The 21,389-nt window shown below is 69.7% G+C and carries 22 protein-coding genes; 13 read left to right on the top strand and 9 right to left on the bottom strand.

The genetic code is table 11. The annotated features are described in order from the left end of the window. Positions 1-9 precede the first annotated feature (9 nt). The 6 genes from ACZ7CH_RS01045 to ACZ7CH_RS01020 all read left to right on the top strand — a co-directional run bounded on the left by ACZ7CH_RS01045 (position 10) and on the right by ACZ7CH_RS01020 (position 5,859). Positions 10-1,530 carry a protein kinase family protein gene (locus ACZ7CH_RS01045; RefSeq protein WP_360393769.1) on the top strand — a complete coding sequence of 507 codons (1,521 nt, stop codon included), beginning with the start codon at positions 10-12 and terminating at the stop codon, positions 1,528-1,530. Between the two features lie 138 nt (positions 1,531-1,668). Further along, positions 1,669-2,286 carry an RNA polymerase sigma factor SigM gene (gene sigM / locus ACZ7CH_RS01040; RefSeq protein ID WP_360393766.1) on the top strand — a complete coding sequence of 206 codons (618 nt, stop codon included), beginning with the start codon at positions 1,669-1,671 and terminating at the stop codon, positions 2,284-2,286. Further along, positions 2,283-3,029, top strand: coding sequence for a hypothetical protein (locus ACZ7CH_RS01035; protein ID WP_470372910.1), 747 nt, complete (start codon positions 2,283-2,285; stop codon positions 3,027-3,029). The genes sigM and ACZ7CH_RS01035 overlap by 4 nt, the downstream gene beginning before the upstream one ends. A gap of 102 nt (positions 3,030-3,131) precedes the next feature. Further along, positions 3,132-4,112 (top strand): thioredoxin-disulfide reductase, encoded by a 981-nt coding sequence (trxB, locus tag ACZ7CH_RS01030; protein ID WP_360393760.1) that lies wholly within the window; start codon positions 3,132-3,134, stop codon positions 4,110-4,112. A gap of 46 nt (positions 4,113-4,158) precedes the next feature. After that, positions 4,159-4,488, top strand: coding sequence for a thioredoxin (gene trxA, locus ACZ7CH_RS01025; protein ID WP_053732153.1), 330 nt, complete (start codon positions 4,159-4,161; stop codon positions 4,486-4,488). Between the two features lie 231 nt (positions 4,489-4,719). Beyond that, a complete protein-coding gene (locus ACZ7CH_RS01020; protein ID WP_470372909.1) occupies positions 4,720-5,859 on the top strand; it encodes an N-acetylmuramoyl-L-alanine amidase in 1,140 nt (379 codons plus the stop codon). 67 nt (positions 5,860-5,926) lie between these two features. Here the strand turns inward: ACZ7CH_RS01020 and ACZ7CH_RS01015 are convergent, their stop codons facing one another. Further along, complete coding sequence (locus ACZ7CH_RS01015) at positions 5,927-6,559, bottom strand: GNAT family N-acetyltransferase (RefSeq protein WP_458429837.1); 633 nt, start codon at positions 6,557-6,559, stop codon at positions 5,927-5,929. 134 nt (positions 6,560-6,693) lie between these two features. Here ACZ7CH_RS01015 and ACZ7CH_RS01010 point away from each other — a divergent pair, with 134 nt between their 5' ends. Together ACZ7CH_RS01010 and ACZ7CH_RS01005 are read left to right on the top strand one after the other, a co-directional pair. Beyond that, the gene (locus ACZ7CH_RS01010) at positions 6,694-8,010 is read left to right on the top strand and encodes an aminotransferase-like domain-containing protein (protein WP_360397097.1); all 1,317 of its coding nucleotides are present in this window, start codon (positions 6,694-6,696) and stop codon (positions 8,008-8,010) included. Positions 8,011-8,026: 16 nt separating this feature from the next. Beyond that, complete coding sequence (locus ACZ7CH_RS01005; protein WP_360397096.1) at positions 8,027-8,971, top strand: D-alanine--D-alanine ligase family protein; 945 nt, start codon at positions 8,027-8,029, stop codon at positions 8,969-8,971. Positions 8,972-9,071: 100 nt separating this feature from the next. Here ACZ7CH_RS01005 and ACZ7CH_RS01000 read toward each other — a convergent pair whose 3' ends face one another. From ACZ7CH_RS01000 to rpmH, 8 genes are all read right to left on the bottom strand, one after another. After that, a complete protein-coding gene (locus tag ACZ7CH_RS01000; RefSeq protein ID WP_360397095.1) occupies positions 9,072-10,046 on the bottom strand; it encodes a ParB/RepB/Spo0J family partition protein in 975 nt (324 codons plus the stop codon). After that, complete coding sequence (locus tag ACZ7CH_RS00995) at positions 10,043-10,918, bottom strand: ParA family protein (protein WP_360397094.1); 876 nt, start codon at positions 10,916-10,918, stop codon at positions 10,043-10,045. Before ACZ7CH_RS00995 ends, ACZ7CH_RS01000 begins: the two co-directional genes overlap by 4 nt. Before the next feature lie 92 nt (positions 10,919-11,010). Further along, positions 11,011-11,658 carry a 16S rRNA (guanine(527)-N(7))-methyltransferase RsmG gene (gene rsmG, locus ACZ7CH_RS00990; RefSeq protein WP_470369990.1) on the bottom strand — a complete coding sequence of 216 codons (648 nt, stop codon included), beginning with the start codon at positions 11,656-11,658 and terminating at the stop codon, positions 11,011-11,013. Between the two features lie 578 nt (positions 11,659-12,236). Then, positions 12,237-12,809: a Jag family protein gene (locus ACZ7CH_RS00985; RefSeq protein WP_360397093.1), complete on the bottom strand. Its 573-nt coding sequence runs from the start codon at positions 12,807-12,809 to the stop codon at positions 12,237-12,239. A 31-nt stretch (positions 12,810-12,840) separates the two neighbouring features. Next, positions 12,841-13,881 (bottom strand): membrane protein insertase YidC, encoded by a 1,041-nt coding sequence (gene yidC, locus ACZ7CH_RS00980; protein ID WP_360397092.1) that lies wholly within the window; start codon positions 13,879-13,881, stop codon positions 12,841-12,843. 3 nt (positions 13,882-13,884) lie between these two features. After that, complete coding sequence (gene yidD / locus ACZ7CH_RS00975; RefSeq protein ID WP_360397091.1) at positions 13,885-14,142, bottom strand: membrane protein insertion efficiency factor YidD; 258 nt, start codon at positions 14,140-14,142, stop codon at positions 13,885-13,887. Continuing rightward, positions 14,139-14,480, bottom strand: coding sequence for a ribonuclease P protein component (gene rnpA / locus ACZ7CH_RS00970; protein ID WP_360397090.1), 342 nt, complete (start codon positions 14,478-14,480; stop codon positions 14,139-14,141). The genes yidD and rnpA overlap by 4 nt, the downstream gene beginning before the upstream one ends. A 23-nt stretch (positions 14,481-14,503) precedes the next feature. Next, positions 14,504-14,647 carry a 50S ribosomal protein L34 gene (gene rpmH / locus ACZ7CH_RS00965; protein WP_030465619.1) on the bottom strand — a complete coding sequence of 48 codons (144 nt, stop codon included), beginning with the start codon at positions 14,645-14,647 and terminating at the stop codon, positions 14,504-14,506. Between the two features lie 346 nt (positions 14,648-14,993). On the opposite strand from rpmH, the gene dnaA reads away from it, so the two are divergent. From dnaA to ACZ7CH_RS00940, 5 genes are all read left to right on the top strand, one after another. Beyond that, positions 14,994-16,595, top strand: a complete 1,602-nt coding sequence (gene dnaA / locus ACZ7CH_RS00960) for a chromosomal replication initiator protein DnaA (RefSeq protein WP_360397089.1) — start codon at positions 14,994-14,996, stop codon at positions 16,593-16,595. 740 nt (positions 16,596-17,335) lie between these two features. Continuing rightward, positions 17,336-18,460, top strand: coding sequence for a DNA polymerase III subunit beta (dnaN, locus tag ACZ7CH_RS00955; RefSeq protein ID WP_470372908.1), 1,125 nt, complete (start codon positions 17,336-17,338; stop codon positions 18,458-18,460). A 42-nt stretch (positions 18,461-18,502) separates the two neighbouring features. Beyond that, positions 18,503-19,417 carry a phosphogluconate dehydrogenase (NAD(+)-dependent, decarboxylating) gene (gnd, locus tag ACZ7CH_RS00950; protein ID WP_470372907.1) on the top strand — a complete coding sequence of 305 codons (915 nt, stop codon included), beginning with the start codon at positions 18,503-18,505 and terminating at the stop codon, positions 19,415-19,417. A gap of 3 nt (positions 19,418-19,420) precedes the next feature. Further along, entirely contained in the window at positions 19,421-20,527 is a 1,107-nt protein-coding gene (recF, locus tag ACZ7CH_RS00945) for a DNA replication/repair protein RecF (protein ID WP_360397086.1), read from the top strand. A gap of 118 nt (positions 20,528-20,645) precedes the next feature. Next, complete coding sequence (locus tag ACZ7CH_RS00940) at positions 20,646-21,179, top strand: DciA family protein (RefSeq protein WP_360397085.1); 534 nt, start codon at positions 20,646-20,648, stop codon at positions 21,177-21,179. Positions 21,180-21,389 lie beyond the last annotated feature (210 nt).

The following is a 21,389-nucleotide window of genomic DNA, read 5'->3' as shown; positions in this document are numbered from 1 at the left end:
CTGGTGCCCGTGAGTAGCGGAGTCCACGCCGCCCTGGTCCCCGGCGGTGTCATCGGCAACGGCCGGTATCGGCTGCTCGCGCAATCCGGCTCCGACGCCAGATCCAACGCGGAGCTGTGGCGTGGCCGCGACGGTCAGCTCAACCGGGACGTGGCGCTGACCATCCTGCTCGGCGACCTCGCGGACAACGAGGCCGCCGCCCGTGCCCGCCGGACGGTCGAACGCGCGATGCACGCCGCGTCGTTCACGCACCCCGGTGTGTCGCGGGTGATCGACGTGCTGACGCCGGGCACCGGCATCCGGCCGGACGAGGGCATCCTCGGCATGGTCGTGGCCGAGTGGACCCAGGGCACCGACCTCATGGACCTGATCGCGGAGGGCCCGCTGCCCGCGGGTGCCGCGACCAGGCTGCTGGAGCCGCTGGGCGCCGCCATCGAGGGCGCGCACCACGCCGGCCTCGTGCTGGGCGCCGACCACCCGCAGCGCATCCGGGTCACCTCGGACGGCCGCCTGCGCCTCGCGTTCCCCGGTCCGCGACCGGACGCCATCGCGCGTGACGACGTCAAGGGCCTCGGCGCGATCCTGTACCTGCTGCTCACGGGCCGGTGGGCGCTGCCGGGCGGGCCAGCCGACGTGCCGCTCGCCCCGACCGGTCCCGACGGCACCGTGATCGCCCCCAACGCGCTGCACCCGTACCTGCCCCACGAGCTGTCCTCGGTCGCGGTGCGCTCGCTGGAGGACACGTCGGTGGGCGGCATCCGCACGTCCGCAGCGATTCTCCAGGTGCTCGACCAGATCGCGGCGGAGGAGGCCGAGACCTCGCTGATCCCGGCCGTGGGCACGACCTCCTCGTCCAAGGACGACGAGGTCGTGTGGACGACCCAGCGCCCGGTGCAGGACAAGCAGCAGAAGAAGAAGTTGTGGATCAGCGTCGGTGTGCTCGCGGCCGCGACGGTCGCCGTCATCGTGTGGCTGAGCATGCAGATCGTCGGGTTCTTCAGCGACGAGCCGACCAAGGGCGGCGGCCCGACGGTGGTGGTCAACCAGCCGGGCACGAACGGCCAGACCGCCGAGGCGCCGAAACCCGCGGGACCGGTGCAGCCGGGCCGGATCGGCGTCTACGACGTGACGAACCAGCCGGACAGCGCGAACCAGGCGAGCCGCGCGGTCGACAACAACGCGAGCACGTTCTGGCGGACGGACAACTACTTCCAGCAGTTCCCCGCGCTGAAGCCGGGCATCGGGCTGATGGGGTCGTTCGCGGAGCCGGTGCGGCTGGCGTCGATCACGATCACCTCGCCGAGCGAGAAGACCCACGTGCAGATCCGGGTGGCGTCGTCGCAGGACGCGCCGCTGGAGGAAACGAAGATCATCGGCGAGGGCGACCTGTCCAACGGGCAGACCCAGATCCAGCTGGCCGAGCACGAGCCTGCCGCGCACGTGCTGATCTGGATCACGCAGCTCTCCAGCCCCGGCGCCGGCAAGAACCAGTCGGAGATCCGCGAGATCCTCTACACCCGCGCTCAGTGAGCGCACGCGGGGAGCTTTCGTACTCTCCTGGCGCACGAAGGGTCCCCGCGTGCACTCCTGGCGCACGAAGGGTCCCCGCGTGCGATCAGCGGTGATCCCGGGCAGATCGGCTGTGACCAGCCTCGCTATCCTCGGGCCGTGACCGCCGCAGCCAGCTCGGACGCCGACCTCATCTCGGCCCACGCCGCAGGTGACCCCTACGCGTTCTCGGAGTTGGTGAAACGGCACCGCGACCGGATGTGGGCGGTGGCGCTGCGCACGCTGCGCGACCCGGAGGAGGCCGCGGACGCGCTCCAGGAGGCGTTCATCTCGGCCTTCCGGGCGGCGTCGTCGTTCCGCGCGGAGTCACAGGTCACCACCTGGCTGCACCGGATCGTGGTGAACGCGTGCCTCGACCGGATGAGACGGCGACAAACAAGACCCACGGTGCCGCTGCCCGAGGCCGGTCCCGGCGAGCCCGTCGCACCCCGTGACGCGATGAGCGACCGCGAGACCAGCCTGATCGTGCAGAAAGCGCTGATGGAGCTGCCGGAGGAGCAGCGCGCCCCCATCGTGCTGGTCGACGTCGAGGGCTACTCCGTCGCGGAGACGGCGAAGCTGCTCGGCATCGCGGAGGGCACGGTGAAGAGCCGGTGTGCGCGAGGTCGCGCCAAGCTCGCCAAAGTTCTCGGGCACCTCAGGAACCGAGTCGCAGATGCGAACGTCCCAGCTGACGGTGTGAATGTGCAAGAGCAACGTCAGTGGGAGGGCCGATGACCGGCATGGAGCGCGTGCCGATGGGTCCGCCGTGGTCGGTTGACCTCATCGCGGACCTGCACGCGGGCGTGCTGCCCCCTGAGGTCGCCGCACAGCTGCGCCCGCGCGTCGAGGCGGACCAGGAGGCCCGCGAGATCCTCGACGCGCTGGACGCGACGCTGGCGGACCTGGAGGCGTTGCCCCCGATCCCGATGCCCGACCACGTGGCGGCGCGGATCGACGCGGCGCTCGCCGCGGAGGCCAGGCCGGTCGCACCCGTCGTGTCGCTCGACGAGGCCCGCAAGAGGCGCAACCGCAGGATGAGCCTGGGCGGCGGGGTGCTGGTCGCGGCCGCTGCCGCGTTCGGCATCGTCTTCGCGATGTCGCCCGGCGGTGACCAGGCGAACAACCCGCCCGCCGCGCAGCAGACCAAGCCCACGACGACCACGAACCCCGCGGCTGAACCGCCGCTGGCCGTGAAGGAGTCCGAGCTGGGCGCCGCGGTCGGTGACGTGCTCAAGGCGCAGAACTACGGCCCGCTGGAGACCCAGGACCGCCTGGCCGGCTGCCTGCAGGGCGGTGGCATCGCCAGCTCGGCGAAGCCGCTGGGGATCAGCCCGATCACGCTCGACGGCAGGAACGCGGTGATGGCCGTCCTGCCCGCAGGGCTGGGCCAGTACCGGCTGGTCGTGCTGGACCCCGACACCTGCGGACCGGACAAGCCGGAGGGCGTTCTGGCGAACACCACCATCGGCCAGAGGTAGCGCCGGGATCGATCACGGAGGTGGTCGCTCAGATCACGGAATTAGCTGCACCTACGATCCGTTGAGCCAGTCAGACGACGAGATCGAGGAGTTGCCGGGACCGTGAGCGTGCGCAACGTGATCATCATCGGATCGGGGCCTGCGGGCTACACCGCGGCGGTCTACGCCGCACGCGCGCAGCTCGAGCCCCTGGTCTTCGAGGGCTCGCAGTACGGCGGCGCCCTCATGACGACGACCGAGGTCGAGAACTACCCCGGCTTCCGCGACGGCATCATGGGCCCCGAGCTCATGGAGCAGATGCGCGAGCAGGCGACCCGCTTCGGCGCCGAGCTGCGGGCCGAGGACGTCGAGTCGGTCGAGCTGACCGGCGAGGTCAAGAAGGTCGTCGCGAACGGCGTCACCTACGAGGCCAAGGCCGTCATCCTCGCGATGGGCGCCGCGGCCCGCTACCTGAACATCCCCGGCGAGCAGGAGCTGCTCGGCCGCGGTGTGTCGGCCTGTGCGACCTGCGACGGGTTCTTCTTCCGCGACCACGACATCGCGGTCGTCGGCGGCGGTGACACGGCGATGGAGGAGGCCACCTTCCTCACCCGCTTCGCCAAGTCGGTGACGGTCATCCACCGCCGCGAGGAGTTCCGCGCCTCCAAGGTCATGCTGGAGCGCGCCCGCGCCAACGAGAAGATCAAGTGGCAGCTGAACACCCAGGTCACCGACGTGCTGGGTGACGGCACCGTGTCGTCCATCAAGGTCAGGGACACGCAGACCGGCGCCGAGTCCGAGCTGCCGGTGACCGGCTTCTTCCTGGCGATCGGCCACGACCCGCGCTCGGCGCTGGTCAAGGGCCAGGTCGACCTGGACGAGGAGGGCTACGTCCTGACCAAGGGCAAGACCTCCTACACGAACCTGGACGGCGTGTTCGCGGCCGGCGACCTCGTCGACCACGAGTACCGCCAGGCGATCACCGCCGCCGGCTCCGGCTGCAGCGCCGCGATCGACGCGGAGCGGTGGCTGGCCGAGCACGGCGAGGAGCACGCCGAGATCGCCGCGGAGGCGGTCGGCGGCGGCTACGGCAAGAGCAGCTGAAGTTCCTCTGCACGGACCTTCTGACTTCGGAACTAGGGAGAGAACCATGGCAGGCGCCACCGTCACGGTGACCGACAAGTCGTTCGCGGACGACGTGCTGACCAGCGAGAAGCCCGTGCTGGTCGACTTCTGGGCGACCTGGTGCGGCCCGTGCAAGATGGTTGCGCCGGTGCTGGAGGAGATCGCCGCCGAGCACGGCGAGAAGCTCACCATCGCCAAGGTCGACATCGACGCCAACCCGTCGATCGCCCGCGACTACCAGATCATGTCCGTGCCGACGCTGATCCTGTTCCAGGGCGGCCGTCCGGTGAAGCAGATCGTCGGCGCGAAGCCCAAGGCCGCGCTGCTGAACGACCTGGCCGACGTGATCGGCTGACGACCGACGTGGTTGGCTGATCACGCAGTCAACCACTCGCGTGCAACGTGCAACGTGGCCCGCCCGTCTATCGATAGGACGGGCGGGCCACGTTGCTTCGCGGCTCTCTCGAAGGTGATCCAAGTACGACTGTGAGTAGCCCTGCATCGATCACTAAGAGCAGCAGGGCACAATGAGGGCTTCCCACCTACCGCGCCGACAGCGATCGGCGCCCTAGTCGAGCGAGGGTGCATGCAGCTGCTCCGCCGCGGGGACGTCGGAAGTGATGTTGCCGAGATCCGGTCGACCCTGACCAGGCTCGGACTGCTTCCGCCGGCCGACCCACAGGCGCCGCCGGTGTTCGACCAGCAGGTCGAGCACGCCGTGCGCGCGTTCCAGCAGCAGCGGGGGCTGATCATCGATGGCATCGTCGGCCCGGCCACCTACCGCTCGCTGCGGGACGCGACCTTCCGGTTGGGGGACCGGCCGCTCGCGTTCCTGATGTCGCAGCCGACGACCGGTGACGACGTGCTGATGTTGCAGGAACGCCTGCTCGAGCTCGGCTACGACGCCGGCCGGGCGAACGGCGTGTTCGGTCAGCAGACCGAGCAGGCGCTGAGGAACTTCCAGCGCGACTACGGCCTGATCGTGGACGGCATGTGCGGTCCGGACACGGTGCGCGCGTTGCGCCAGCTCCAGCCGAAGGTCCGCGGCGGGCGTCCGGTGCTGCTGCGCGAGCAGGAGCAGGTCCGCACGGCCGGTTCGCGGCTGTCGGGCAAGCGGATCGTCATCGACCCCGGTCACGGCGGCCAGGACCGCGGTGTGGTCGTGGACGGCGTGTCCGAGTCGGACCTGATGCTGGACCTGGCCCGTCGCCTTGAGGGCAAGATGGCGGCGACCGGCATGGAGGCGCTGCTCACCCGCGGGCCCGCCAACTGCCCGGACGAGGCCGAGCGCGCGCGCTTCGCGAACGAGGCCGGCGCCGACCTGATCCTGTCGCTGCACGCGGACGGCAACTCGTCGCCGAACGCGCAGGGCGTGTCGACGTTCCACTACGGCACCGGCAACGGCACGTCGTCGACGGTGGGGGAGGCGCTCGCCGGGTTCATCCAGCGCGAGGTCACCGCCCGCACGTCGATGGTGAACTGCGGTTCGCACCCGAAGACGTGGGACCTGCTGCGGCTCACCCGCTGCACGGCCGTCCGCGTCGAGGTGGGCTACCTGACGAACGCCGAGGACCGCGCCCGGCTGGCCACGCCCGGCTTCCGCGACATCGTCGCCGAGGGCATCCTCGTGGCCGTGAAGCGCCTCTACCTGCTCGGCAAGGACGACCAGCCGACGGGCACGTTCACGTTCAACGACCTGCTGCGCTACGAGATGTCGAAGAGCTAGCCGTTTCACACGTCACGCGGGGGCCCCGCGTTCCCTCCAGGGGAACGCGGGGCCCCCGCGTGACATCTCAGGCCGGGCGGAAGCTGGGTTCCGCGGTCGAGACGGTGACGCTGTTGAGGAGGCGTTCGAGGGCGGCCTCGACGTCTTCCTTCCAGGTGATGGCGCTGCGCAGCTCCAGGCGCAACCGGGGCCAGCGCGGGTGCGGCCGCACGGTCTTGAAGCCGACGCTCGTGAGGAAGTCGGCGGGCGTGACGCAACTGCTCGCCTCGTCGTCCGGCCGCATGTCGCCGAACGCCTCGACCGCCTTCACGCCGCGCCGGGTCAGGTCCTTCGCCACGGCCTGCACGAGCACGCGGCCGAGTCCTCCGCCGCGGAACTCGGGGAGCACGTCGAGCGACGTCAGCAGTACCGCGTCCGGGCTGACCGGCGAGGTGGGGAAGGCAGCACTGCGCGGCACGGCAGCGGGCGGTGCGTAGAACGCCGAACCGGCCGGAATGCCGTCGCAGTAGATGAGACGGCCGCACGAACCCCACTCGAGCAGGACGCTGGAGACCCAGGCTTCCTTCTCGAACTCCGTGTCCCCGTACTCCTCGGCCTGTTCGCGCAGGTGAGGGGCCAGTTCCCAGAAGACGCACGTTCTGCTGTGCTTGGAGAGATGCTCCAGGTTGTCCAGCGTGACGCCCACGACGCGACGGGACACCCCGACCTCCACCCGTTAACACACACAGTGAACCCACACGAGCGTAGGCGAATGTGACGGAACCGGGAAGGCGCGTGCCCTGAACGGGACGACGGTTACACTCGCTCGGGACAATTCCCATTCAGGAGTCCCTCATGACGATGCCCGGACAGCCCGCCAAGCAGGGCCCCAGAAGCCTTGACCCCCACCTCCGCCGCTACGCAGCGCGCACGGCAGGGATGACGGCATCGGAGATCCGGGCACTTTTCGCAGTCGCGTCACGTCCCGAGGTGGTCTCGCTGGCGGGCGGCATGCCGCACCTGGCCGCGTTGCCGCTGGACTCGCTGTCCGCGGAGATCGGCCAGCTCGTCGCCACCGAAGGTCTCGTGGCGTTGCAGTACGGCTCGGCGCACGGTGTTCCGCTGCTGCGCGAGCAGATCTGCGACGTGATGGCGATGGAGGGCATCAACGGCCACCCGGACGACGTGGTGGTGACGGTCGGCTCGCAGATGGGCCTGGACATGGTCACCCGGATCTTCTGCGACCCCGGTGACGTGGTGATCGCGGAGGGTCCGTCGTACGTGGGGGCCCTCGGGTCGTTCACGGCCTATCAGGCGCAGGTCGTGCACGTGGCGATGGACGCCGATGGGCTCGTGCCCTCGCTGCTGCGAGAGGCGCTGGAAGCCTGCAAGCGCGCCGGGCAACGGGTGAAGTTCCTCTACACGATCCCGAACTTCCACAACCCGGCCGGCGTGACGCTGGCGGTGTCGCGACGGGCTGAGATCCTCGAGATCTGCCGCAGCTACGGCGTGCTGGTCGTGGAGGACAACCCGTACGGGCTGCTCGGGTTCGACGGGCAGACGTACCCGGCGCTGCGGTCGATGGACCCGGACAACGTCGTGTACCTCGGGTCGTTCTCGAAGACGTTCGCCGCCGGTCTGCGGGTCGGCTGGGTGCTGGCCCCGCACGCGGTGCGGGAGAAGCTGGTGCTGGCGGCCGAGTCGGCCACCCTGTGCCCGCCGACGCTGAACCAGATGATCGTGTCCCGGTACCTGTCGACGCAGGACTGGAAGGGTCAGATCAAGACCTACCGCGAGGCCTACCGCGAACGGCGGGACGCGGCGATCTCGGCGCTTGAGCAGCACATGCCGCAAGGTTCCACGTGGAACATCCCGGATGGCGGCTTCTACGTCTGGGTGACCGTGCCGGAGGGCATCGACACGAAGGCGATGCTGCCGCGTGCCGTGACCGCCCGCGTGGCGTACGCGTCCGGCACCGGTTTCTACGCGGACGGCTTCGGCTCCCGCCAGCTGCGCATCTCGTACTGCTACCCGACGCCGGAGCGCATCCGGGAGGGCGTCCGCCGCCTGGCGAACGTCATCGAGGACGAGATGCAGCTGGCCGCGACCTTCGGGGCGACGACGGGCCGGCAGCTGTCCGGTCCGCAGACCCCGTCGCCCGACACCGCCTGATCCTTGGAGTTGTGCTGTGGCTGACCGCATGGTCGCTGTGCTGTCCGGTGGGCTTTCCCACGAACGCGAGGTCTCGCTCCGCTCGGGCCGCCGGCTCTCCGCCGCGCTGCGCTCGGTGGGCGTCACCGTGGAGGAGTGGGACGCCGACGCCTCGTTGGTGACGCGGCTGCGCGAGCACCGCCCGGACGCCGTCGTCGTCGCCCTGCACGGCGGTGAGGGCGAGAACGGCTCGGTGCAGGCGATCCTGGAGATGCTCGGCGTGCCCTACGTCGGCACGGACTCGCGTGCGTGCCGCCGGGCGTGGGACAAGCCGACTGCGAAGGCTGAGCTGGCCCGTGCGGGCCTGGCGACGCCGGAGTGGGTGGTCCTGCCGCACGCGACGTTCCGGGAGCTGGGTGCCAAGCCGGTGCTCGACGCGATGGTGTCGACGCTGGGGCTGCCGTTGATGCTCAAGCCGGACCAGGGCGGCTCGGCGCTGGGCGCCCAGGTGGTGCGGGACGCCGCGGAGCTGCCGCCGGCGATGGTCGGCTGCCTCGCCTACGGCGACACCGTCCTGGCCGAGCAGTTCATCGCCGGCGTCGAGGTGGCGGTCTCGGTGGTCGACGGTCCGGACGGGCCCACGGCACTGCCCGCCGTCGAGATCGTGCCGGAGACCGGCGTGTACGACTACACCGCCCGCTACACCGCCGGGCTGACCGACTTCCACGCGCCGGCCCGGCTGGACCCGGCGGCGGCGAAGGCGGTCGGCGAGCTCGCGGTCGCGGCCCACCGGTTGCTCGGGCTGCGGGACGTGTCGCGGACCGACGCGGTGGTGGCGGAGGACGGGACCGTCTACTTCCTCGAAGTGAACGTGTCGCCCGGGCTGACCGAGACCTCGCTCCTGCCGATGGCCGTCGAGGCGGCGGGGCAGTCGCTGGGGGAGATCTACGCGGGCTTGGTGGAGCGCGCCGTCGCTCGCTGAGGCCCTCTGTCGACAACGAAAACAGGTGACGCCCCGTATCCTCTCGGATGCGGGGCGTCATCGTCACCGTGACACAAGGCCCGTGGGTGATCCTATGGGCCTACTCCGAAGTCCGAATTGTCGGATTCGAGTTCATCAGGCCGACGATCCGTTCAAGATCGTCGACTGACCCGAACTCGACGACGATCCGGCCCTTCCGCTGCCCCAGTTCGACCTTCACGCGGGTGTCGAAGCTGTCCGAGAGGCGCTCGGCGAGCTCCTGCAGACCCGGCGCGTGCAACTGCTTGCGCGGGGCCTGCTTCGCCTTCGCCGGCTTCTCGTTCTTGGCGATCGTCACCGCTTCCTCGGTCGCGCGGACCGACATGCCCTCCGCGACGATCCGGGCGGCGAGCTCCTCCTGCGCGCCGGCGTCGTCGAGACCGAGCAGTGCGCGGGCGTGGCCGGCGCTGAGCACGCCCGCCGCGACCCGGCGCTGAACGGGGAGGGGGAGCTTGAGGAGGCGGATGGTGTTCGTGACGACGGGGCGGCTGCGGCCGATGCGGTCGGCGAGCTCCTCGTGCGTGACGCCGAACTCCTCCAGCAGCTGCTGGTAGGCCGCCGCCTCTTCGAGCGGGTTCAGCTGGACGCGGTGGATGTTCTCCAACAGCGCGTCGCGCAGCATCACGTCGTCGGCGGTCTGCCGCACGATCGCCGGGATGGTCTTGAGCCCGGCCTGCTGGGTGGCCCGCCACCGGCGCTCGCCCATGACGAGCTCGTAGGTGTCACCGCCGAGCTCGCGGACGACGATCGGCTGCATGAGCCCGAACTCCTTGATGGAGAACGACAGCTCGTTGATCGCGTCCGGGTCGAACACCTGGCGCGGCTGCTTCGGGTTCGTCCTGATCGCGGTGACCGCGATCTCCCGGTAGACAGCGCCCGCCACTTCGCCGACGGGGGACTGCTGGTGCTGCTGCTGGGCCTTGGCACCGTTGCCCGTCAGCACGGGCTTGATGGCGCTGGGCGCGCCGGGTGGCGGACCCTGCGGGATCAACGCGGCCAGGCCGCGCCCGAGTCCCCCCTTGCGCTGTTCCGTCATGCGCCCTCTCCCTTGGCCCCGCGCTGCGCGATCTCCTTGGCGGCGTCGAGGTAGCTCATCGACCCGCGCGAGCCGGGGTCGTACGTCAGCACCGTCTGCCCGAAGCCCGGCGCCTCGCTGACCTTCACGCTCCGCGGGATCACCGTCCGCAGAACCGTGTCGCCGAAGTGGCTGCGCACCTCGCTCGTCACCTGGTCGGCGAGCTTGGTGCGGCCGTCGTACATCGTCAGCAGGATCGTGGAGATGCCGAGGTCCGGGTTCAGGTGGTGCTGCACGAGCTCGATGTTGCGCAGCAGCTGGCTCAGCCCCTCCAGCGCGTAGTACTCGCACTGGATCGGGATGAGCGCCTCCTGGGCGGCCACCATCGCGTTGACGGTCAGCAGGCCGAGGCTCGGCGGGCAGTCGATGAAGACGTAGTCGGGCTGGAGCTCGTCCAGTGCCTCCGGGCTCAGCGCCTCCTTGAGGCGCGACTCGCGGGACACCATGGACACGAGCTCGATCTCGGCGCCGGCGAGGTCGATCGTCGCGGGCACGCAGTAGAGGTTCGGGGACGTCGGGCTGACCTGAGCCGCCTCGGCGATGGAGATCTCACCGATGAGCACCTCGTAGACGGACGGCGTGCCGGACCGGTGCTCGACCGAGAGCGCCGTGCTCGCGTTGCCCTGCGGGTCGAGGTCGATCACGAGCGTCTTGAGCCCGTGGATGGCGAGTGCGGCGGCGAGGTTCACCGTGCTCGTCGTCTTGCCGACGCCACCCTTCTGGTTGGCGACGGTGATGACCCGCCGGTGCCTCGGGCGGGGGAGCAGGGACTCGTCAGGGTGCAGCACGTTTGCCGCACGAGCCGCCTCTTCTGCAATCGGGGTCCACACCACGGCGCTGTCATCTCCGTTTTTGGTCGGCTTCGGCTTCGGCTGGGATCCAGTTTCACGTGAAACGTCGGCAGTTTGGAACTCCGGGTACACGCTCACCGATCCCTTCGCGTCTGGCGCTCGACGATGAGCACCGTCGTCGGCACCTCAAGTACGTCCGCTCCCACGACGACGACATGTCCGTTGACGCCCCCAAGACGCCGCACAGCTGTTCCGTCGCGGTCCAACTCCTCCTGCGCGCGCTCGCCCTTGAGCGCCACCATCCGCCCGCCACCCTTGAGCAGGGGGAGGCACCACCGCGCGAGCTTGTCGAGCGGAGCAACAGCTCGCGCGGTCACCACGTCACAGTTCTTGAGGCGGTCCTTGACCGGACCCTCCTCGGCCCGCCCGCGGACCACCGCCACGTTGCTCAGGCCGAGCTTCTCGACGACCTCTTCGAGCCACGCGATCCGGCGCGCCATCGGCTCCAGGAGCGTGACCCGGAGATCGGGTCGAGCAATCGCCAGCGGCACCCCCGGCAGTCCGGCACCGGAGCCCACGTCGACAACCCGCTCGTTCGGCTGGATCACCTGCTCGATGACCGCCGAGTTGAGCACGTGCCGATCCCAAATCTTGTCGACCTCGCGGGGCCCGATGAGCCCCCGCTCGACGCCGTGCTCCTCCAGGAGCCTGACGAACTCGGCGGCACGCTCAACGTGCTCACCGAAGACGAGCTTCGCGTTGTCGGGCAACTCCCCGGCCATGTTCTCCGTCCGACGTTTCACGTGAAACCACGCGGCGGCGGCGTTCCGGCGGCCGGTGGAAAAGCTGGCGAATGCCAGGGCACCATCATGACGGATGCACCGTGTGCTCCGCCAAATCCTGAGCACCGTTTCACGTGAAACTTGGGGCAAATCGTGAGACCACCCATCCACACCGTCTCCTGGGACGGTCCGGGCGCCATCTCGACCATGGCGCACCCACCCGGTGGCATCCCGATCGAGGACCGGACGGCGTGGAGCCGACGGAAGCGTGGCGGCTGATCTCAGAGGCAGGCGGGCTCTCGATGCCGGACACGGGGGAGTAGTCGAACTGGCAGGAGACGTGGTGGGCGGCGCGGGTCGGGCTGTTTCACGTGGAACGGTGATCGCTGCGTTGGCTGGCCGCGGCGGAGTCTTCGGGCGCGGCGGTCGCCAAGCGCCAACGAGCACAGCGGGGAAGACAGCGGGGGAGCGCGGCGTCCGCGGGGAGGGTCCCCTCCCCGCGGCTCCCTCCCCGGAGACAGCGAACGGCCCCTGGCTCCAACCGGAACCAGGGGCCGTAGGGCCGAACCTTCAGAGCATCACGGCTTCGGGAAGACGATGACCCGGCGCTGCGGCTCCTCGCCCTCGCTCTCGCTGTGCACACCCGCGACCGCGGCCACGGCGTCGTGCACGACCTTGCGCTCGAACGGGGTCATGGGATGCAGGCGGGCGCGCTCGCCGGATGCGGCGACCTTCTCCGCGGTGGTGCGGCCGAGTTCGGCGAGCTCGGCGCGGCGGCCGGCGCGCCACTGGGCGATGTCCAGCATCAGGCGGGAGCGGACGCCCGTCTCCTGCTGGACGGCCAGGCGGGTGAGCTCCTGGAGCGACTCGAGCACGTTGCCGCGGGGGCCGACGAGCTTCGAGAGGTCCTCGCCGCCGTCGATGCTGACGACCGCGCGGCCGCCCTCCACGTCCAGGTCGATGTCACCGTCGTAGTCCAGCAGGTCCAGCAGGCGCTCGAGGTAGTCACCCGCGATGTCGCCTTCCTGGACGAGCAGGTCCTCGGTCTTGCCCGGCGACTGCGACTCCGACTCTGACTGCGTCTCCGACTGCGGCTCGGCCTCGTCCGACGACGACGCCTCCACGTCGGTCGCCTGCAAGGTCTCCGACACGATGTCTCCTCTCCGGGGCGAACGCCCGAAATCAGCGGCGCTTCTTGCTGCCCGGCTTCTTGCTGGTGGATCGGCCTGGGGTCAGGCCGGGAATCTCGGTGTTGGAGTTGCCGTTCACGTCGGCCGGGGAGTCCGGCTTCTGCGCGGCCGGCGAGCCGCCGGGGCCCGCGGTCGGCATGCGCTTCGCACCGTTGGCCGGCTTGACGCCGGGTGCGGGCTTCTTCGGGTTGACCGGCTTCACGCCCGGCTTGGGAGCGAGGGCCTGGCGGGTGGTCACCGCGGTGGCCTTCTTCTCCTCTTCCTCCGCGTCGATGCGGCGGTAGACGACGTACTGCTGGCCGAGCGTCCACGCGTTGTTGGAGAGCCAGTACAGCAGGATCGCGACGGGGAAGAAGAAGCCACCGACCAGGACACCGATCGGGAACAAGTACAGGGTCAGCTTGTTCATGATGGCCGTCTGCGGGTTGTCCAGCGCGGCCTGGTTCTGGCGGGCGACCGAGTGGCGGGCCGTGAAGTGGGTCGCGATGGACGCCACGATCATCAGCGGCACGGACACGAGGATGACGTTCAGGCGCTCGGTGCCGAACTGCGCGAGCTGGTCGGCCGGCATCGTGATGAACGTCGACAGGTTGGTGCCGAAGAGCTTGGCGTTGACGAACGAGTCGACGCCCTGCTTGTCGAAGAAGTAGACCTCGCCCCAGCCGGGCTTGAACGACCGCAGCACGTGGAACAGACCGATGAACACCGGGATCTGCACCAGCATCGGCAGGCAGCCGCCGAGCGGGTTCACGCCGTGCTCGGACTGCAGCTTCTGCATCTCCTGCGCCTGGCGCTGGCGGTCGTTCGGGTACTTCTTCTTGATCTTCTGCATCTCCGGGGCGAACTCCTGCATCCGCCGCATGGAGCGCACCTGGCCGACGAACGGCTTGAACAGGATGGCGCGCAGGGTGAAGACCAGGAAGATGACGGACAGCGCCCAGGCGAAGCCGCTCGACTCACCGAACACCTTGCCGAACACCCAGTGCCAACACCACAAGATGAAGGACACCGGGTAGTAGATGAAGTTGAGCACGAGCTACTCCTCGGTGGATACATCGGGGACCTGCCGCCTCGGCGGTACCGGGTCCAGGCCTCCAGGGTGCCAGGGTCCGCAGCGCAGCAACCGGCGGATGGTCAGCCAGGTTCCGCGGAACGCCCCGTGGACGGTCAACGCCTCCACCGCGTACGCACTGCAGCTCGGGTAGAAGCGGCACGTGGGCGGCAGCAGGGGCGAGATGAAACGCCGGTAGAAGTGCACCGGCAACAGCGCGACCTTCGCGGGCAACGTGGTCATCGCAGCACCTTCCGCAGAGCGGAGGAGAAGTCGGCGGCCAGGTCGGCGCTCGACGCCACCGCTGCAGAGGGCAACGCACGCACCACGACGAGAGTTCCGGCGGGCATGCCGGAGAGGTGTTCGCGCACCACGTGCCGCAGGCGGCGGTAGACGCGGTGGCGAACGACGGAGTTGCCGACGGCCTTGCTCACGACGAAGCCCACCTTGGACGAATCCAAGGTGGGCACGTCTGGCGTCAAGGCGTGGACGACCAACCGGGGCCGTCCAGCGCGGCGGCCTCGGCGAACCACCAGGCCGAAGTCCTGGCTGCGGGTGAGCCGGGCGGCCGCTGGAAGCACGACGACGCTGCGCTTACCAGCTGTCAGGCAGACAGCGTGGCACGGCCCTTGCTGCGGCGCGCGGCCAGAATGGCGCGGCCGGCGCGGGTCCGCATGCGCAGCCGGAAGCCGTGCGTCTTCGCGCGGCGGCGGTTGTTGGGCTGGAAGGTGCGCTTACCCTTGCTCACGGTCGGTTCTCCCGGTGCTTCACTGCTGACAAAGCCTCTGTGGTCGTCCCCGACGGCAGTAGACGTAGGCGCGCGAAAGGCGCCCGTCGCAAGCGGGAGACTCATCTGAGGGTACGCACCCCCGGGTGCCGCGACCAAATCGGGGTGGGCCAAGCCACGTCTTGTCGGGCGCCCGCACCCTTGTTACCGTTCTTCCCTCGCGCGTGCCGGGCCGGTGTGGGAGCCGCCAGCACCGGCTACACAACGCACCTTTTAGTGCACAGTTGTGGATAACTCTGTGGATACCTCTATTCTCCGTGTCCACATGTGGAGTCACGGACTCCGGTGGAGGGGAGGGGAGCGCGGGGTGTCGAACCAGCAGGTCGACCTTGGTCACGTGTGGGCCGAGGTGGTGCAGGAGCTGGCCGCGAGCCACCTGTCCCCTCAGCAGCGCGCGTGGATGAGGGTCACCCGTCCGATCGGTCTGCTGGACGGGACCGCCCTGCTCGCCGCACCGAGCGACTTCGCGAAAGAGGCGATCGAACGCGCGCTGCGCGACCCGATCACCGACGCGCTGTCCCGCAGGCTCGGCCGTTCCGTCTCGCTGGCGGTGAAGGTCGACTCCCCGGAACCGGTCAGCCCGCCGACCGCGCCGATCTCGGTCCACGCCGTCCAGGCGGCGCAGGTGGGGCAGCCCGTTCCGGTCGCGCCGGTCCCTCCGGTCGTCGTCACCGGCGACACGCCCGGCCCCGTGGACGAGGGTGCGGAGCCTGCGGAGGGCAGCGACTCGGACGAGGTCGACGAAGCCGGCGACGCGCTCGCCGCCGTCACCGAGATCTGGCCGACGTTCAACTCCGCGAGCTCGGCCACGGCCGCACCGCCCAACGGGAACATGCCGTACACCCGGCCCGCGAACCCGTCGCCGTCGCAGACCCGGCTGAACGAGAAGTACAACTTCGACACGTTCGTCATCGGCGCCTCGAACCGGTTCGCCCACGCCGCCGCGGTCGCGGTGGCCGAAGCACCGGCCCGCGCCTACAACCCGCTCTTCATCTGGGGTGAGAGCGGCCTCGGCAAGACACACCTGCTGCACGCCGTCGGGCACTACGCCCAGCGCCTGTTCCCCGGCATGCGCGTGCGGTACGTGTCGACCGAGGAGTTCACCAACGACTTCATCAACTCGCTGCGCGACGACCGCAAGGTCGCCTTCCAGCGCCGCTACCGGGACATCGACGTCCTCCTCGTGGACGACATCCAGTTCCTGGAGGGCAAGGAAGGCACGCAGGAGGAGTTCTTCCACACGTTCAACACGCTCCACAACACGAACAAGCAGATCGTGGTGTCGAGCGACCGGCCGCCCAAGCGGCTGGAGACGCTGGAGGACCGCCTGCGCACGCGGTTCGAGTGGGGCCTGATCACGGACATCCAGCCGCCCGAGCTGGAGACCCGGATCGCGATCCTGCGCAAGAAGGCGGCCCAGGACCGGCTCGCGGCCCCGGCCGACGTGCTGGAGTTCATCGCCTCCCGCGTGGAGCGGAACATCCGCGAGCTCGAAGGCGCGCTCATCCGCGTCACGGCGTTCGCGTCGCTCAACCGCCAGCCGGTCGACATCCAGCTCGCCGAGATCGTGCTGCGCGACCTCATCCCGGACTCGCACGCGCCGGAGATCACCGCCCCGACGATCATGGCGGTCACCGCCGAGTTCTTCGGCGTCTCGATCGACGACCTGTGCGGTCCCGGCAAGACGAAGGCGCTCGCGCAGGCACGGCAGATCTCCATGTACCTGTGCCGCGAGCTGACCGACCTGTCGCTGCCCAAGATCGGTCAGACGTTCGGCGGCCGCGACCACACGACCGTCATGCACGCGGACAAGAAGATCCGCAAGGAGATGGCAGAGCGCCGGCGCATCTACGACCAGGTCCAGGAGCTCACCTCCCGGATCAAGCAGCGCGCCCGCCACGCTCCCTGATCCCACCTGGGTAAGACGCCAAGGGGTTCCTCCACCGCGGAGGGACCCCTTTTTCTTCGCGCCGCGTCCGCGCCACGCGGTGAGCTCTCACCCGGGCGGGAGCGGCCGCGGGGTCCCCGCACACCCGGGGAGGGGACGGGGGAGCGCCGCGCGACCCGGGTGGAGAGGGGCGGCCGGGCCCGGGTGGAGGAGGCGTGGAGGAGGTCCAACCGGGTGCGGAGCGGGCAACATCGTCTGCCCGCGCACTCGAAGGGGTGGGGACAACTGGAAAAGTGTGAGACCCGGGCCACGATCCGGCCACGAAAGCCTGTTGAACACCCGGGTACAACTGCCCCGCACCCGGGGACGCACCCGGGGACAACTGTGGACGATCTGTGGATCGAGACCTGTGTACAACTGGCTGTCCCCGGGTGCGCCGGTTTGTCCCCGGGTGCCATCCCCCTGTAGTCCACATGGGGTGAGGTGTCTTGACCTGGGCGTTCAAGGGATGTCCACACAATCCACAGCCCCTACTGTTACTGCTGTTGATCTCTTCAAGAGAAGTTCTTCAAAAGCAAAACAGCGTGGACGGCTCCCGGGGATCGGTGCCCGAACCCCGAAGTGACGCGGAGGGCCAGGACGCTCTACCGTGGTGCTCCGCCCTCGGCCATCGAGGACACTCAGGCCGGGACGAGGCTCCCCCACCCCCACTGGCACGTTGTCGTGGTCGGGCTTGTCGACTGTCGAGGAAAGGACGCCTCATGAAGATCCGCGTCGAGCGCGACGGCCTGGCCGACGCCGTCGCCTGGGTCGCACGCAGCCTCCCGTCCCGTCCGCCCGTTCCCGTGCTGGGCGGCGTGCTGCTCGACGCGGAATCGGAAGACTCGCTGACCGTCTCCGGGTTCGACTACGAGGTCTCCGCCCAGGTCGGTGTCCCCGCCACGATCGCCGACGGTGGCCGCGCCCTCGTCTCCGGCCGTCTGCTCGCCGACATCACCAAGGCGCTCCCGAACCACCCCGTCGAGATCGCGGTCGACGGTGCTCGCATGACGATCAGCTGTGGCAGTGCCCGGTTCAGCCTCCCGACGATGCCGGTCGAGGACTACCCCGCGCTGCCGTCCATGCCGCAGCTGATCGGTGAGCTCCCCGGCGAGGTCTTCGGCGAGGCGGTCAGCCAGGTCGCCGTCGCGGCCGGCAAGGACGACACGCTCCCGATGCTCACCGGCGTCCGGGTCGAGATCGGCGAGGGCAAGCTGACCCTCGTGGCGACCGACCGGTTCCGCCTGGCGATGCGCGAGTTCCCGTGGGAGCCCGACGCGTCCCTCGGCGAGGTCGCCGTCCTGGTCCCCGCCCGCACCCTCGGCGACGCTGCCAAGACGCTCGGCTCCGGCGGCAGCAAGGTCGAGATGTCGCTCGCGGCCAACGACGGGCTGCTCGGCCTGTCCGGTTCCGGCAAGCGCACGACGACCCGCCTGCTCGACGCCGACTTCCCGAAGTACCGCCAGCTGCTGCCCTCCGAGCACTCGGCCGCGGCGATCATCGACATCGACGCCCTGCAGCAGGCGATCAAGCGCGTGTCGCTGGTCGCCGAGCGCGGCACCCAGGTCCGCCTCGAGTTCGTGGACGGCGGCCTGCGCCTGTCCGCCGGTGGCGACGACGAGGGGTCGGCCGAGGAGGAGCTGCCGGTCGAGTACGCCGGCGAGCCGGTCACGATCGCGTTCAACCCGGGCTACCTGCTCGACGGCCTCGGTGCCGTCCGCACGCAGAAGGTCCACTTGTCCTTCACCACACCCAGCCGACCGGCGTTGCTGAAGCCGGTGGACGAGGATGGGAACGTGGCGCCGGGCTACCTGTACCTGCTGATGCCCGTCCGCCTTCCCGGCTGAGAAAACCCTTACCGGGTACCAGAAACGTTAGGGGAGAACACCGTGCAGCTCGGACTCGTCGGCCTCGGCAAGATGGGTTTCAACATGCGCGAGCGGGTGCGCCGTGCCGGTCACGAGGTGATCGGCTACGACCGCAACCCGGAGGTCAGCGACTCGGAGTCGCTGGCGGACATGGTGTCCAAGCTCGAAGCACCGCGCACGGTGTGGGTGATGGTGCCGGCCGGCGAGATCACCAGGAACACGGTCAAGGAGCTCAAGGAGCTGCTGGAGCCGGGTGACCTGGTCATCGACGGCGGCAACTCGAAGTTCACCGACGACCAGGTCCACGCCGAACTGCTCGCGGAGAAGAGCATCGGCTACCTCGACTGCGGTGTGTCCGGCGGCGTGTGGGGCCTGGAGAACGGCTACGCGCTCATGGTCGGCGGTGCCGCCGAGCACGTCGAGCAGGCGCAGCCGATCTTCGACGCGCTCCGCCCCGAGGGTCCGCGCGAGGAGGGCTTCGCGCACGCGGGCAAGGTCGGTGCCGGCCACTACTCGAAGATGGTGCACAACGGCATCGAGTACGGCCTGATGCAGGCGTACGCCGAGGGCTTCGAACTGCTCGACAAGACCGATGTCGTCGACAACGTGCCCGGCGTCATCACGGCGTGGCAGCGCGGCACGGTCGTGCGCTCGTGGCTGCTCGACCTGCTGGTGCGCGCGCTCGAGTCCGACCCGGAGCTCGACGACCTGCGCGGGTACGTCGAGGACTCCGGTGAGGGCCGGTGGACCGTCGAGGAGGGCATCAACAACGCGGTGCCACTGCCGGTGATCTCCGCCGCGCTCTTCGCCCGGTTCACCTCCCGCCAGGAGGACTCGCCGGCCATGCGCGCCGTCGCCGCTCTGCGCAACCAGTTCGGCGGTCACTCGGTGCACCTCGCCGGTCCGTCGTCCGGTTCGGGCAGCACCCAGGGCTAACGGGTGCACGTCAGACACCTCCAGGTCAGCGACTTCCGCTCGTGGGAGCGGGCCGACCTGGCCTTCGAGCCCGGTGTGTCGGTGCTCGTCGGGCGCAACGGCCAGGGCAAGACGAACCTGGTCGAGGCGCTCGGGTACGTGGCGACGCTGGGCTCGCACCGCGTCGCCACGGACGCACCCCTGATCCGGCACGGCGCCCAGCGCGCCGTCGTGCGGACGGCCGTGGTCAACGACGACCGCGAGCTGCTCGTCGAGATCGAGATCACGGCGGGCAAGGCGAACCGGGCCAGGATCAACCGCGGGCCGGTCCCGCGTCCGCGTGACGTGCTCGGCATCCTGCGGACCGTGCTGTTCGCGCCGGAGGACCTCTCCCTCGTGCGCGGCGATCCGGGGGACCGGCGGCGGTTCCTCGACGAGGTGCTGGTGCTGCGCTCGCCGAGGTTCGCGGGCGTGCGCAGCGACTACGACCGGGTGCTGAAGCAGCGCAGCGCGTTGTTGAAGACGGTGAAGCACAGCAGGTCGGCCGACCTGTCGACGCTCGACGTCTGGGACGGGCACCTGGCCAAGCACGGCGCCGAGCTGCTGGCCGCGCGGTTGAAGCTGGTCCGCGACATGGCGGACCACGTGACCACGGCCTACGCGGAGGTGGCGCCGGAGTCGCGACCGGCGCTCATCTCCTACCGGTCGAGCGTCGGCGACCTGCCGGAGGACCGGGAGAGCATCGAGGACCTGCTGCTCGCCGAGCTGGACCGGGTGCGCAGGCAGGAGATCGAACGGGGGGTGTGCCTGGTCGGCCCGCACCGCGACGACCTCGAGCTGACGCTGGGCGAGCTCCCCGCGAAGGGCTACGCCAGTCACGGAGAGTCGTGGTCGTTCGCGCTCGCGCTGCGGCTCGGCGGGTACGAGCTCATGCGTGTCGACGGCATCGAACCGGTGCTCGTGCTGGACGATGTGTTCGCGGAGCTCGACCGCGGCCGGCGCCGGCAGCTCGCGAAGGTCGCGGCCGCCGCGGAGCAGGTGCTGATCACCGCCGCGGTGGCGGAGGACGTGCCGGACGAGCTCAGCGGCGCCCGGTTCGAGGTGCACGGCGGGGAGGTGCGGCGTGTCTGAGCGAAGGCCTGACTCCGGGGGTACGGACCCCCAAGATGTAGCTCGATCGGGTGTGTCCGCCCACACATCTGGGGACAAGTCTGTGGATGGTGTGGATAACTCCGTCACAAATCGGGACTTGTCCACAGGTTCATTCACACCTGAGGGTGAGCAGCTGCGCGGTTCGGACCTCGCGCGGGCGGCGCTGGAGGCCGCGAAGGCCAGTGCGAAGGCCCGCGGCCGCACGCCCGGCAGCAAGGCGAAGGGCCGACCGGTCAACCGCAGCCGTCGGCGCTGGTCGGGGCCGGGACCGGACGACCGCGACCCCCAGGCGATCGGCCGCATCGCGTCGCGGATCGCCGCGGACCGCGGCTGGGTCGAGCAGCTGCAGGGCGGCCAGGTGTTCGGGCGGTGGGCGAAGCTGGTGGGGGAGGAGCTCGCCGAGCACGCGCAACCGATCACTCTCAGTGATGGTGAGCTGACGGTCCAGGCGTCGTCCACGGCGTGGGCCACCCAGCTGCGCCTGCTCCAGCGCGACCTGCTGAAGAGGATCGCGGCCGGGGTCGGCAACGGTGTCGTGACCCGGCTCAGGATCAAAGGCCCCGACGCACCCAACTGGCGTCACGGGCCCAGGCACGTTCCCGGCCGCGGCCCGCGTGACACCTACGGGTGAGCCGCTGTCAAGGGCTCAGCGGCCGTTCTGTGGCTCAATGAGCGTTCACCTGGGGATTTGAACCCCCTTTTCGGCCGTCCGCACCCATCCACGCGCGCTTGAGGGCGTCTGTGACCGAATCAAAGGTGTCCTTGACCCCGTTCTGTCGGTGTGCCCCGGTAGAATCAGGGGAGAGCGTCACCACAACCCGGGAAGTCGGGGAACACAGTG

The sequence above is a fragment of the Lentzea sp. NPDC037011 genome (assembly GCF_055607425.1).
This window is presented reverse-complemented; position numbering and strand designations above follow the sequence as displayed.